This is a genomic window from Neisseria sp. P0021.S007 (genome assembly GCF_051956855.1).
Genome location: NZ_JBQCXA010000002.1, coordinates 202,696 through 216,486, shown reverse-complemented (window position 1 = coordinate 216,486; position 13,791 = coordinate 202,696). Strand labels below are relative to the sequence as shown.

Below are 13,791 nucleotides of genomic sequence, written 5' to 3'. Positions count from 1 at the left end.
ATCCATTTCCGAGAAATCATTGATTGTTCCTAGTACACCAAATCCGCCTCAAACACGCCTCTCAAGGCGTTGGAGAGGCGGATTTTTTCTGCGCGTTCGAGCATATCGCGGGTGATGTGTGTTTCGATGATGGTGTCCGCGCCCAAGTAGGTTTGCAGCTGCTGCAACACGGCTTGGCGCATGATGCCGTTGAGGATATCCAAATCCAGAGACGGGGTGAGACGGGTGTTTTTGTGCATGTTCATGTTTCAGTATTCTCCTAGAAATACTGTAAACAACGCTACTAGTTTCTACAGCATCGAGTTGATAACGTTCGCCCACACCGGCAAGGTTTTCTGCGCCAAGGACAAGTTTGAGTTTCTCAAAGTCGATTTGGTCTTCGCAAAAGACTTCGGGAAAGATTTGTTTAAGTTTTAATATATTGTTTTGTTTGAAATTATTTTCTAAATCGTGTATAATTTTTCGGTTCGGTTGCCATAATTGCGTCTTCCATCAATGATCACTTACAAAGTGTCCATTTTATCGGGATATGTTGAAAGTTAAAAGAAAAGAAGGCCGTCTGAAAAACTTTAATATTCGTTTTTCAGACGGCCTTCTTTTCACTTGCCGAAACAAGAGTATTTTGTTTCTCAACTTTACAAAACAGTCAATCCTGCTGCTTGCTTCTACCCTAAAAACTCTTTCAAAAACAGCAAGACACAGGCAAGTTCGTCGGCGGATTCGCGTTGGGTGCCGTTGCCGGTATGGCCGCCGCCGTCAGGCGAGTAGAGCCAAGATTGCGGCGAGGTTTCGCGCAGTTTGGCGTAGAACTTGAGCGCGTGGGCGGGATGGACGCGGTCGTCGCTGAGGCTGGTAGTGATGAGTGCGGGCGGATAATCGATGCTGTCTGAAAGATTGTGATACGGAGACAATTCGCCCAGCCAGCGTTTGCAGACTTCATATTTCTGCGGATTGCCGTATTCGTCCGTCCAGCTTGAACCGGCGGACAGCAGCGGATAACGGATCATGTCGGTCAGCGGCACTTCGCACACCAGCGCGCCGATACTTTGCGGCTCGCGCACGAAGGCGGCAGCGGTAATCAGGCCGCCGTTGCTGCCGCCCTGCAAACCGATGTGTTTGGGCGAACTCATGCCGCGTTCGGACAAATCGCGCACGACTGCCAATAAATCATCAACGCTTTTGTGTTTGCTGATTCCCTGCGCCGCCTGATGCCAGCGCGGGCCAAATTCGCCGCCGCCGCGGATGTTCGCCAACACAAAGGCATTGCCCTCTTCCAGCCAATATTTGCCAACGCTGCCGAGATAATGCGGCAATTCGGGAATGCCAAAACCGCCGTAGGCATAAACCAAAGTCGGCGTGTCGGGCGTGGCGTTTTTACCGACGTGGAAATAAGGAATGCGCTCGCCGTCGGCCGAAGTCGTCCAAAACTGCTGCACGTTGATGCCGTCTGAATCGAACTGCTGCGGCTGACGGCGCATGACGGTCAGTTCCATCACGTTCAAATCCAGCGCAAACAGCGTCAGCGGCGTGGTGAAATCGCTGGCGGCAAGGTAAACCACGTCTCCGCCCCACGGTTGGTCGGTCATTTCCAATGCACCCGAAGGCAGGCGCGGCAGTTCGACTTCCTGCCATTTGCCGTCGCTAAAGCGCCATGCTTTCAGACGGCCTTGTACGTTTTCCAGCAGGCTCACCACGACAAAACGCTTGGTCGTTTCCACGCTTTCCAATGCCTGCGTTTCATCGGGCGCAAACAAAAGCTGCGTCGCCCCGAGTTCGCCCCGATTCAGCTTCACCGCTACCAATGCGCCGCTCGGATAGCTTTGGTTCGCGCGGTTCCAGTCTTTGCGCAGCGTCAGCAAAAGATGACCCGCCAAATAGCCGACTACGTCGCAATCGTTGGGCAGGTTTAACGGTTTCGCCTCACCTTCGGCCGACACCTGCAAATAAGTTTTGGTGTAAAAACCGTCCGACGCTTCAATCAAATCAATCGGCGAACCCTGCGGATCGAGGTAACGCCACGCGTTTACCATCATGCCGTCTTTGGCAATTTGATACACCGGCAGGCTTTCCTCGAAACTCTTGCCGCGTTCCACTAGCCATACTTCGCGCGGATAGCCCGATTCGGTCAACTGGCGTTCATCCCAAGCCGGACACACCCACACGCTGTTTTCATCGCGCCACGACACATGGTTTTTGCCTGCCGGAAAGTGAAAACCACCTTCTACCAACTCCCCTGCTTCCAAATCCACTTCCAGCGTGTACGCCGTATCGCCGCCCGATTTGCTCAGTGTTAACAACGCGCGGTTGGGCTTTTCCACCAAGTGCGACACGCCGCCCAAATATACATCGTCGCCGAGCAATTCATCGAAATCCGCCACTGAAAACAGGATTTTCCACTCGGGATAGCCGGAACGGTACGTCGCCGCGGTACATACGCGGTACACGCCCTTCGGATATTCTGCGTCCTGATGGAAATGGTACATCCGCGCGCGGTGTTCCTGACAAAACGGAATCTGCCGCGTGTCCTGCAACTGCGCCAAAATGCCGTCGGACAATGCGCGCGCTTTGTCGTTTTCTAAAAAACGCGCACGCGTTTCGGCATGGGCCGCGGCGGCAAAATCTTGCGTTTCGGGAGATTCGAGGTTTTCAAAATGGAGATAGGAATCGGGGTAAGATTTCATAGGAAAAGGCCGTCTGAAAGATTGGGAAACGGAATTATAACGGCAAAATCAAAAAAGGCCGTCTGAAACCTGCGTTTCAGACGGCCTGAGACATTATTCAACTCAACGTCCGTATATTTTCCACAAACCTTCCTGCAAACCAAACGCAGGCTCGCCGTCTTGCGGCTGGGTGCGGACATAACTGCCGTCAGGCTGCATCAGCCAAGCCTGGGTATTGTCTTCCAAGGCCATTTCCAAACCTTCGCGGATCACGCGTTCTTTGAGTTCGGGCGTGGTAATCGGCGTGGCGACTTCAATGCGGCGAAAGAAGTTGCGACCCATCCAGTCGGCGCTGGAGATAAAGGTATCGTCTGCGCCGTTGTTATGGAAGCAATACACGCGCGAGTGTTCGAGTTGGCGGCCGATAATGGAGCGGACGCGGATGTTTTCGGACAAGCCTTTTACCCCCGGGCGCAAAGTACACATACCGCGCACAATCAGGTCGATTTGCACGCCTGCCGCGCTGGCCTGATACAGCGCATCAATTACGCTCGGCTCGATGAGGGAGTTCATCTTGGCGGTAATCCGTGCCGGTTTGCCTGCTTTGGCGTGTTCGGTTTCCTGCTTGATGCGGTCGATGACCATTTTGTGTAGGGTAAACGGGCTTTGATAGAGCTTGTTCAGACGGCCCGGCTTGCCCAAGCCTGTGATTTCCATAAACAACGTGTTCACATCAGCAGTAATTTGTTCGTCAGCGGTGATGATGCCGAAGTCGGTGTAAATGCGCGATGTGCCTTGGTGGTAGTTGCCGGTACCGAGGTGGGCATAACGCTTGAGCACGCCGTCTTCACGGCGGATAACCAAAGCCATTTTGGCGTGGACTTTGTAGCCGAATACGCCGTACACGACGTGCGCACCCGCCTCTTCGAGCTGTTTCGCCCAGTTGACGTTGTTGGCTTCGTCAAAACGCGCCATCAGTTCAACCACGACGGTAACTTGCTTGCCCGCCAGTGCAGCCTTCATCAATGCGCGCACAAGCTCGGAATTGCTGCCGGTACGATAAATGGTCATTTTGACGGCCAACACATCCGGATCGGCAGCAGCCTCGCGTATCATTTGGACAACCGGATCGAAAGACTGATACGGGTGGTGCAGCAAAATCGGCGACTGTTTGACCAGTTTGAACACTGAGCCGTTTTTGCGTAAGGCTTTCAGACGGCCTGCGTTGCGCGGCGGAAACTTCAAATCCGGCCTGTCCACCAAATCCGGGACGGCATTGAGGCGCACCAAATTAACCGGACCTTTGACCTGATACAGCTCGGCAGAAGTCAGCTTGAACTGGGCAAGCAGGAAGTCGTGAATATGCGCCGGACAAGTGTCCGCCACTTCCAAGCGCACGCCGTCGCCGTATTCGCGGTCGTGCAACTCGTTTTGAATCGCGGCACGCAGGTTTTTCAAATCTTCTTCATCAACCGTCAAATCGCTGTCACGCGTGAGGCGGAACTGATGGCAGTCTTTCACCTTCATGCCGGGAAAGAGTTTGCCGACATGGGCGTGCAAAATCGAAGACAAGAACACAAAGCCTGCATCGCCGCCGCAAATTTCAGACGGCATGGGGACGACGCGCGGCAAAATGCGCGGAGCCTGCACAATCGCCATACCAGACGGCCGGCCGAACGCATCCGTGCCTTCGAGTTCGACGGCGAAGTTGAGCGATTTATTTAACGGGCGAGGAAACGGGTGTGACGGATCAAGGCCGATGGGCGTGAGAATGGGCAACAGCTCATTGTCGAAATAGTTTTCGATCCATTTTTTCTGCGCGGCCATCCATTTGTGGCGGCGATAGAAATGAATGCCGGCGCGGCCGAGTGCAGGCTGCAATACTTTGTTAAACAGATCGTACTGCTCGCGAATCAAGGCCTGCGCCTCTTTCGCCACCGCTTCGATGGTTTCGGCCGCGGTTTTTCCGTTGTCGAGCAGCTGATGCGGGCGCAATTTGTTTTCGCGTTTCAACCACGCCATGCGCACTTCAAAAAATTCGTCCAAATTGGAAGACACGATACACAGGAAACGCAAACGTTCCAACAAGGGAACTTTCGTATCCTGCGCCTGAGCCAATACACGACGGTTAAACGCCAACAGGCTGAGTTCTCGGCAGAGAATGCGGTTTTGCTCGGGCATGGTTCACTCCTGAAACATCGGTCATTAAGACTATCAAGTATAACGTTTTGCCGCCGTTCCGTCAGGTTTCAGACGGCCTTGGCAGACAACCTTATCCCTATTTGAGGCAAGACAAAGGGTTATCCGTTTTTTTCTATGCCGAAACAGCGGTTTTTGCTATAATGCGCAGTTTAATGCAACCGCAATACCACTGCTAAAGGATAAGAAAATGGGCTTTTTGCAAGGCAAAAAAATTCTGATTACCGGCATGATCTCCGAGCGTTCCATCGCTTACGGCATCGCCAAAGCCTGCCGCGAACAAGGCGCGGAATTGGCATTCACTTATGTTGTCGACAAACTGGAAGAGCGCGTCCGTAAAATGGCGGCCGAACTCGGCTCCGAACTCGTGTTCCGCTGCGACGTTGCCAGCGACGACGAAATCAACCAAGTTTTCGTTGACTTGGGCAAACACTGGGACGGCCTCGACGGTTTGGTGCACGCCATCGCGTTTGCCCCGAAAGAAGCTTTGAGCGGCGACTTCCTCGACAGCATCAGCCGCGAAGCGTTCAACACTGCTCACGAAATCTCCGCATACAGCCTGCCTGCGCTGGCAAAAGCCGCCCGTCCGATGATGCAGGGCCGCAACGCCGCAATCGTTGCCCTGAGCTACTTAGGCGCCGTTCGTGCCATTCCTAACTACAACGTTATGGGCATGGCCAAAGCCAGCCTCGAAGCCGGCATCCGCTTCACTGCCGCCTGCCTGGGCAAAGAAGGCATCCGCTGCAACGGCATCTCCGCAGGCCCGATCAAAACCCTGGCTGCTTCCGGCATCGCCGATTTAAGCAAACTCTTAGGCCACGTCGCTTCCCACAACCCATTGGGCCGCAACGTGACCACCGAAGAAGTCGGCAACACCGCCGCCTTCCTCTTGTCCAACCTCGCTTCCGGCATTACCGGCGAGATTACCTACGTTGACGGCGGTTACAGCATCAATGCGCTGAACGACGAAGAGAACTAAACAGTTTTCACGCCAAACGCACTTTCATGCTGAAAGTGCGTTTTTTATGGCCGTTACATTATGGTTTGAATAACTGCATGACAAAAAAGGCCGTCTGAAAGTCAAATACGAATTCGAAACATTATCTTTACAGGCTTTCAATGATTATGTTTTCAGCATTATTATATTATCATTCTACCTCAATTTGAAATTCCGATAGAGCATTGATTCTAAAGATAACATTCATGTTATCTGATACTTAGCTACTGATAAAAAGTGGTGTAAAAAAGTAACAGAAAAAATTCAGACGGCCTGTTTTTCATACAGAAGGCATAGAAGCAGGGCATTTTTGGCATAAAATACAAAATTTAACATTATTGAATTTTTCTTAACTAATAAAGCGTTAAGATGCCTGCCGATTAATTGAATCACATCTGATTTTGACTCAAACACATACAGGAGATTAATTATGTCAATCGCTTCAGAATTTAAAGAATTTATTATGCGTGGCAACGTTGTCGACCTCGCAGTCGGTATGGTTGTCGGTACAGCATTCAGCGGCATCGTCAAATCATTGGTTGACGATGTAATCATGCCTCCTATCGGTCTACTAATCGGCGGCGTTGATTTCTCCAACCTGTTCATCACCCTGAAAAACGGCGCACAAGCCGCTCCTGCTGAAGGTTACGCCAACCTGGCAGCCGCTCAAGCAGCCGGTGCCGTTACCCTGAACATCGGTCTGTTCATCAACACTGTGATCAGCTTCCTGATCGTTGCCGCTGCCATCTTCTGCGTGGTTAAAGCCATCAACTCCTTGAAAAAAACCGACGCTCCTGCTGAAGAAGCACCGGCAGAGCCTAGCGAAGAAGTTCTGTTGTTGCGCGAAATCCGTGACTCTCTGAACAAAAAATAATCACAATACCTAAACATACACACACAAACCAAGGCCGTCTGAAACCATTTCAGACGGCCTTTTCTAACTCCATCGCTCTGACATAGTTGGCTGTTTAAGAAAAACTACAAGCAGCTATCCTTCATTTATTTATAGAAACCTTGCTTACGACCTCATTATTTTTACCCAATAGATAAAGGAAATTATCATTTACCTCTAATTTACCAAGGTAAACGCCATAATCCATTTCATGAGCAGGACAGGTTTTAATCAAATGACGAATACTCTTGTCTTTATTTTCAATATTCCAAAACAAGTCAACTTTATCGATCTGATGTTCCACTTGAATGGAAAAAGTGGTGGATTGAATCTTCTTCTTTTTCCATACCCAACTATTTTCATAATGGTTTCTCTCTATTTCATTCACTACATCCCCAAGTAAGCAGAATGGAATAGAAAGCTTATGAAATACACGGTTTGCCCCTTCGACTAAGGCAGCCAAGAGCATCTTTTTCTTATCAACAGGATCTAAAGCTTCATAGGTACAAAAATCAAATGGAACCTGAACAGTATAGACACCAAGTAAGTTTATGATACAAGGATTGCAGACCTTATCCATGCATTCTATGATGATTTTCCAACAATCCTTAGTTGGAACAGGCTTGAAGAGTCGCTCCAACATAGATGTCATACACTTCGATTCATATACAAACGCTTTTCTACGGCATTTCCAATTTTGATTGTAGTCCTCTATCCTGGCCTCCTCGTATCTTAATGAAGCTGAGTCCATCAACTCCTCGATCCTTTGGCGATTTTCCACATAAGGTCTATCTAATTCAAAATATCTTAACTTCATATTCATACTTCCATGATCTTATTTTTTATACAGGACCAACCCTATGTAAAGGCTAAGTCTTTCAAGGTAGCAATGATTCTGACCTTTAAATATCGATAACTCCAACTTCTTGATGCTTCATACTTCTCACTCTCCTCAAAAGAAATTTCCTTTTCTTAACTATTCCCTATAGTCGTAGCACTTCTCCTGTAAAAAAGCCCGATGCGTTCAACATCGGGCTTTTAACTGGAAAACCAATCTTAGTCTTTGCGTGTTTCCACCAAAATCATTTCGACTGCTGTGTCTTCCACTTCTACTTTAGGCACATCCGAACGGCGTGTTTTAGCAACCGGTTCAGGTTGTGGCTGCGCGGCAAAAGCGGCAACGGCTTGCGGATCGGTTTCAACGAAGATCAAATCGCCCAAGCTCTCAGGCACAACGATTGCGACAGGCGCTGCTTCAGCTACGGCTTCAGTTTGTGTGACAACAGTTTCGGCTGGTGCTTCAACCGATGCAACAGTAGCCGTTGCATTTGGAGACAATACCGCAGCAATGGCTTCTTTGACATTGCTGACTGCAGAAGCAAGCAGGGCTTGTTCGGCATCAGCGCCTTCAGTTTGCGCTACGGCAGGCTCGTCTTCGCTTTCAATCGCAAATACGAATGGCTCTGCGCTGGTCACTTCAGGCTCGGATACTACAATCACCAGCGGCTCGGCTTGATCGCTTTCAGAAGACAATGTCGCATTTGCAGCTTCAACCGTTTCGTTCAAACCCAAAACATGCGCCACAGCAAAGAGAACTTTGTCGGCGGTATCGGTAATGTTCAGGTATTGCTCGATTTTTGCTGAAGACGGAATATTGCGTTTTTTGCTGTTAGAACGGCGGTCGTTGCGGTTGTTGCGCTGACGGTTGTTGCGCTGACGGTTGTTGCAGTCGCGTCCTTGACGGCCGTTGTTTTTCACACCCTCTTCGCTGCGGGCGTTGTCGTCCGCTTCGACTTGCGCCTGTTCGCCATCGGCTTGAACGTTCACGTCCTCAACACGGTTTTCCGCAGGTTGATGACGGTTGCGCTCGTTGCGACTGTTGTTGCGGCGGCGTTTATTGCCGTTTTGTTCCGCTTGGTTTTCAGACGGCATCTCAGCCAGTGCAGCCACTTCCTGAACGTTTACGTCTTCAACCACTTCCTCAACACGATTGCGCTCGTTGTTGCGATCATCGCGGCGGTTGTTACGGTTGCGGTTGCGGCGGGTGTCTTTACGCTCGTCGTTGCGGCTTTCGTTTGATTTGTTTTCTTCAAACTTACTGTCGACAGCTTCGGCATTCACTTCGCGCACTTCGACTTTGCTGCCGTCGTTTTTGTTGTTGCGGCGTGGATTTTGACGGCGGCTGTTTGAACGGCGGTTACTGTTTTGGCTGCGGTTGTTTGTAGTGCGTTTTTCGGCAGGCTCTTGAGCAACTGCGACAGGTGCAGGCTCGCCGCCGAAAATGCGTTTCAACCAAGCTTTGAAGCTGTCCCACCAAGAGGCTTTTTTCTCAGGGGCGACAGTCGGTGCAGGCTGGGTATGGCGTACGCCTTTGACAGCTGGCTCAGGACGGGAAGCTTTGGCTTTTTCGCTGCCGAAAGGTTTGGCGGATTCGTCTTCTTCCGGCTCGGCAACGCGTTTGTAGCTCGGTTCGCCGTCTTCTTCTACGTCATCAATGCGGATGCGGTTGATTTCGTAGTGCGGATTTTCCAAGTGGATGTTTGGAATCAGGACGACGTTCACATCCAAGCGCTCTTCCATCGCAAACAGCTCGGCGCGTTTTTCGTTCAACAGGAAGGTGGCAACATCGACAGGCACTTGTGCGTGTACTTCGCCGGTGTTGTCTTTCATTGCTTCTTCTTGAATGATGCGCAAAACGTGCAGGGCGGTGGATTCGATGCCGCGGATGACGCCTGTACCGGCACAGCGCGGACACGCAACATGGCTGCTTTCTCCCAGAGCCGGTTTCAAACGTTGGCGGCTCAACTCCAAAAGGCCGAAACGCGAAAGTTTGCCCATTTGCACGCGTGCGCGGTCTTTTTTGAGCGCGTCGCGCAGGACGTTTTCAACATCGCGTTGGTGTTTCGGATTTTCCATATCGATGAAGTCGATGACGACCAAACCGCCCAAGTCGCGCAGGCGCATTTGACGGGCGACCTCTTCGGCGGCTTCCATATTGGTTTTGAACGCGGTGTCTTCAATATCCGAGCCGCGTGTGGCACGCGCAGAGTTGACGTCGATGGAAACCAGGGCTTCGGTATGGTCGATCACAATCGCGCCGCCGGAAGGCAGGCTGACGCTGCGTGAGAACGCACTTTCGATTTGGTGTTCGATTTGGAAACGGGAGAACAGCGGCGTGTGGTCTTGATAGAGTTTCAGACGGCCTACATTGCTCGGCATGACGTAGCTCATGAATTCGGCAACTTGGTCGTAAACTTCTTGATTGTCCACCAAAATCTCGCCGATATCGGGACGGAAATAGTCGCGAATCGCACGAATCAGCAGCGAGCTTTCCATAAAGAGCAGGTAAGGGTCATGGTGTGCTTTGCCTGCTTCTTCAATGGCTTGCCAGAGCTGTTTGAGGTAGTTCAAGTCCCATTCCAACTCTTCCGCGCTGCGGCCGATGCCGGCGGTGCGGGCGATGATGCTCATACCGTTCGGAATGTCGAGTTCGGCCATGGCGGCTTTCAACTCTTGGCGCTCTTCGCCTTCAATACGGCGGGATACGCCGCCGCCGCGCGGGTTGTTCGGCATCAATACCAAATAGCGGCCGGCCAGGCTGATGAAGGTGGTCAGTGCCGCGCCTTTGTTGCCGCGCTCATCTTTTTCGACTTGGACGATAACTTCCATGCCCTCTTTGAGCACGTCCTGAATACGCGCCCTGCCGCCTTCGTAGTCGCGGAAATATGAACGCGATACTTCCTTAAACGGCAAAAAGCCGTGGCGGTCGGTTCCGTAATCGACGAAACACGCTTCCAGCGACGGCTCGATGCGGGTAATGATACCTTTGTAGATATTGCCTTTACGCTGTTCTTTGCCCAGCGTTTCGATGTCCAAGTCCAAAAGGTTTTGGCCATCGACAATGGCAACGCGCAGCTCTTCGGCCTGCGTTGCGTTGAATAACATTCTTTTCATAGTCACCTCGTGAACAGCGGCCGTTTGATTTGTGAATATCTTTTTCAGACGGCCTGTCTGTCCGGTTGGCACTCTTCAAAGGCAAGATGGGAAAATCCCCGTGTAACCAGTATTTGATTTGAAATCCGCAAGGTTGCATGCTTGAACTCAAGCCATGTGCGGACGGATTCGGATAAAGAAGGAAATAAAGAACAATGCGGCGGAAAGGTTGATGGTTCCGCTGCCGTCCGAATGCTGATGCTTCGGACAAAATTAAGGCAGCCTACATCTTCTTATTATCGTAGCGCCGGTAATTTCGGACGGTGCTGCGCGGACTGCGTCTTACGCCCGGCCGGACGGCAGGTTCAATTCAAACTTAATTACGGGATTGCGTTTGCCGGCTTTGAACAAACACAAGGAAATGCTTTGCGGAGTGCGTTTTTAATATAAAATCTCGTTTTAACAATAAATCCGTTTCAGACGGCCTGCGACGGCAGGTTCGAGTCCCGAAACGGACGTTTGGGATTATAGAGAAAATGCACGCAATACGCAAAGATTCAGTCAGCCTGATTGCCGTTGCCGAACACGAGGAAGGCCAACGCCTTGATAACTATCTGATAAAAATCCTCAAAGGCGTCCCGAAAAGCCATATCCACCGCATTATCCGCGCCGGCGAAGTGCGGCTGAACAAAAAACGCTGCAAACCCGACAACCGCATTCAGGCAGGCGATACTATTCGCATTCCGCCGATACGCATCGCAGAAAAACAAAGGCCGGCTGAAAACCAGGCCGCGCCAGCACGCGAGTTTGACATCGTTTACGAAGACGATGCGCTTTTGGTCATCAACAAACCGTCCGGCGTTGCCGTCCACGGCGGCAGCGGCGTGAGCTTCGGCGTCATCGAACAAATCCGCCGCGCCCGTCCCGAAGCGCGTTATCTCGAACTCGTCCACCGCCTCGACAAAGACACCAGCGGCCTTTTGATGATAGCCAAAAAACGCAGCGCCTTGGTGAAACTGCACGAAGCCATCCGCAACGACCATCCGAAAAAAATCTATCTCGCGCTGGGTGTCGGCAGGCTGCCGAACGACCGCTTCCACGTCAAGCTTCCCCTGTTCAAATACACCGGCGCACAAGGTGAAAAAATGGTGCGCGTCAGCGAAGACGGCCAATCCGCCCACACCATCTTCCGCGTGTTAAACCGTTTTTCAGACGGCCTTTTGCACCAAGTCGGCCTGTCCGACCTGACCTTTGTCGAAGCCACCCTGAAAACCGGCCGCACCCACCAAATCCGCGTCCACCTACAATCGCAAGACTGCCCCATTGCCGGCGACGAACGCTACGGCGACTATCAGGCCAACAAACGCCTGCAGAAACTCGGTTTGAAAAGAATGTTCCTGCACGCTTCCGAGCTGCACCTCGCCCATCCGCTGACCGGCGAAAAACTAATCCTGAAAGCCCACCTGCCGCAAGAATTAGCGCAATTTGTTTTAATGCTGGAAAATCAGGAAAAGGCCGTCTGAAAGGAAACCCATGAAACCCAAACTCATTATTTTCGACTGGGACGGCACGCTTGCCGACACCACCAACCCCATCATCCACACCTTTCAACAAAGCTTTGCCGATTGTGGCCTGCCCGTTCCCGAAGCCGACCAAATCCGTCCGCTCATCGGATACAGCCTGTCCGGCATCATCCGCCGCCTTGCCCACAACGTCAGCGAACACGTTCAGGAAACCCTGATTGAGACCTATGCCGCGCACTACCTCAATCCCAACAACCGCAACATGACCCTGTTCACCGAAGCCCTGCCCTGCCTGCAACGCTTGAAACAACAAGGCTATTGGCTTGCAGTAGCGACCGGCAAAGGCCGGAGCGGCTTGGACAAAGCCATTGCACAAACCGACACCCAAGCCTTTTGGCTGGAAACCGCCTGCGCCAGCGAATATCCGTCCAAACCCGCGCCCGACATGGTACTCGCCCTCTGCGACCGACTGGGTGTTGAGCCGGAAGAGGCCGTCGTCGTCGGCGACACCACCCACGACCTAGAAATGGCTGCCAATGCCAAAATCCGCGCCATCGCTGTCACCACCGGCGCACACACTGCCCAACAACTTTCCGCCCTGCCCCATATCGCCATGCTCAAAAGCTTGGCCGAATTGCCCGATGTATTGGAAACCTTATAAAAGACTATGCAACATCTATATTAAAGGCCGTCTGAAACCTATTTTCAGACGGCCTTTAATTTGTTTTATCGATCCGAGCGCACCCTGACAAATGTTGCAAATTTCGGCGTTCCCTTTTGCGTAAAACCACGATAACGGTAAGTAATCAGCGCACCGATTTTCGGCGGATGGTCGCGGTCTTTATCCTTAAAACCGCTGCCGATACGAAACTCGCCATATTGGTTTTTGCATCCTACCGCACCCAAACGCCCGACATTTCGCCCTTTGCCCTCATAATGACGCGTCACTGTACATTCATCATCATATTCACTTTTCAGCTTCAACAGCTGCCCATTTCTACCGCTTGCATAACGGGCTTCAGGTTGACGCAGCATCACACCTTCCCCACCCAGCGCTTCGACTTGTTTCAAAAAATCCAAAGCATGCTGTTTGTCGCGCACCTTGACTTGCGGAATAACCGTAAACCGTGCCGACGGGTGTGATTTCAGCCATTTCGAAGCCGTTTCCAGCCGCTGATACAGATTGCCCTGCGCCTGCGGCACATCAAAAACATGCAAACGGATGCCGTCCCAATTTCCCGAGGCAGAACGCACCGTCGCGGAAATTTGCTCAAACCGCCCTCGTCCGCTGTACAACTCGCCATCCATCGGAAACGGCGGAAAACCTGCTGTAAAACCTTTGGGCGGTGTAAACGCATAGCCCTGACGACTGACCAGCTGCCTGCCGTCCCAATACGCGCGTACGCCATCCAACTTTTCACTCATGGCCCAACCGGCAATATCTTGATTTTTATATTCCTGCGCCAACAACAAATCTGCACCAAACGCCGCAGAGATGAAAGAAGCCGCAAAAATCGGTATCATGGTTCGCATTACATTATTCATATTCATAAGACACTTTTCCATACTTGCTTTTGTTATTATATA

9 protein-coding genes and 1 pseudogene are annotated in these 13,791 nt (G+C 51.4%); 4 read left to right on the top strand and 6 right to left on the bottom strand.

The features are described from left to right. Positions 1-29 precede the first annotated feature (29 nt). The 3 genes and pseudogenes from ACTHUR_RS04030 to ppk1 form a co-directional block, all read right to left on the bottom strand. Positions 30-221, bottom strand: a pseudogene (locus ACTHUR_RS04030) (aminotransferase class IV); the annotation flags it as partial. Between the two features lie 444 nt (positions 222-665). Further along, complete coding sequence (locus ACTHUR_RS04025) at positions 666-2,681, bottom strand: prolyl oligopeptidase family serine peptidase (protein WP_440361264.1); 2,016 nt, start codon at positions 2,679-2,681, stop codon at positions 666-668. Positions 2,682-2,783: 102 nt separating this feature from the next. Beyond that, on the bottom strand, positions 2,784-4,841 hold the full coding sequence (ppk1, locus tag ACTHUR_RS04020; RefSeq protein WP_440361263.1) for a polyphosphate kinase 1: 2,058 nt from the start codon (positions 4,839-4,841) through the stop codon (positions 2,784-2,786). Between the two features lie 208 nt (positions 4,842-5,049). Between ppk1 and fabI the strand changes: the two genes are divergently transcribed. Both fabI and mscL read left to right on the top strand, forming a co-directional pair. After that, on the top strand, positions 5,050-5,838 hold the full coding sequence (fabI, locus tag ACTHUR_RS04015) for an enoyl-ACP reductase FabI (RefSeq protein WP_049344977.1): 789 nt from the start codon (positions 5,050-5,052) through the stop codon (positions 5,836-5,838). Positions 5,839-6,286: 448 nt separating this feature from the next. Then, entirely contained in the window at positions 6,287-6,730 is a 444-nt protein-coding gene (gene mscL / locus ACTHUR_RS04010) for a large conductance mechanosensitive channel protein MscL (RefSeq protein WP_004519029.1), read from the top strand. 121 nt (positions 6,731-6,851) lie between these two features. On the opposite strand, the gene ACTHUR_RS04005 is transcribed toward mscL, so the two are convergent. Further along, a complete protein-coding gene (locus tag ACTHUR_RS04005) occupies positions 6,852-7,571 on the bottom strand; it encodes a hypothetical protein (protein ID WP_199900426.1) in 720 nt (239 codons plus the stop codon). A 233-nt stretch (positions 7,572-7,804) separates the two neighbouring features. Beyond that, positions 7,805-10,702, bottom strand: coding sequence for an Rne/Rng family ribonuclease (locus ACTHUR_RS04000; protein ID WP_039861875.1), 2,898 nt, complete (start codon positions 10,700-10,702; stop codon positions 7,805-7,807). Between the two features lie 515 nt (positions 10,703-11,217). Here ACTHUR_RS04000 and ACTHUR_RS03995 point away from each other — a divergent pair. Together ACTHUR_RS03995 and ACTHUR_RS03990 are read left to right on the top strand one after the other, a co-directional pair. Beyond that, positions 11,218-12,204 carry an RluA family pseudouridine synthase gene (locus ACTHUR_RS03995; RefSeq protein ID WP_039861877.1) on the top strand — a complete coding sequence of 329 codons (987 nt, stop codon included), beginning with the start codon at positions 11,218-11,220 and terminating at the stop codon, positions 12,202-12,204. Between the two features lie 10 nt (positions 12,205-12,214). Continuing rightward, entirely contained in the window at positions 12,215-12,865 is a 651-nt protein-coding gene (locus ACTHUR_RS03990; protein ID WP_070646253.1) for an HAD-IA family hydrolase, read from the top strand. Between the two features lie 65 nt (positions 12,866-12,930). Here ACTHUR_RS03990 and ACTHUR_RS03985 read toward each other — a convergent pair whose 3' ends face one another. After that, positions 12,931-13,737, bottom strand: coding sequence for a DNA ligase (locus ACTHUR_RS03985; protein ID WP_070695298.1), 807 nt, complete (start codon positions 13,735-13,737; stop codon positions 12,931-12,933). Positions 13,738-13,791 lie beyond the last annotated feature (54 nt).

Bases quoted from the DNA above. Each gene is read 5' to 3' on its own strand.
- ACTHUR_RS04025 (WP_440361264.1), bottom strand. From the start codon at position 2,681: ATGAAATCTTACCCCGATTCCTATCTCCATTTTGAAAACCTCGAATCT.
- fabI (WP_049344977.1), top strand. From the start codon at position 5,050: ATGGGCTTTTTGCAAGGCAAAAAAATTCTGATTACCGGCATGATCTCC.
- ACTHUR_RS04005 (WP_199900426.1), bottom strand. From the start codon at position 7,571: ATGAATATGAAGTTAAGATATTTTGAATTAGATAGACCTTATGTGGAA.
- ACTHUR_RS03995 (WP_039861877.1), top strand. From the start codon at position 11,218: ATGCACGCAATACGCAAAGATTCAGTCAGCCTGATTGCCGTTGCCGAA.
- ACTHUR_RS04000 (WP_039861875.1), bottom strand. From the start codon at position 10,702: ATGAAAAGAATGTTATTCAACGCAACGCAGGCCGAAGAGCTGCGCGTT.
- ACTHUR_RS03990 (WP_070646253.1), top strand. From the start codon at position 12,215: ATGAAACCCAAACTCATTATTTTCGACTGGGACGGCACGCTTGCCGAC.
- mscL (WP_004519029.1), top strand. From the start codon at position 6,287: ATGTCAATCGCTTCAGAATTTAAAGAATTTATTATGCGTGGCAACGTT.
- ACTHUR_RS03985 (WP_070695298.1), bottom strand. From the start codon at position 13,737: ATGCGAACCATGATACCGATTTTTGCGGCTTCTTTCATCTCTGCGGCG.
- ppk1 (WP_440361263.1), bottom strand. From the start codon at position 4,841: ATGCCCGAGCAAAACCGCATTCTCTGCCGAGAACTCAGCCTGTTGGCG.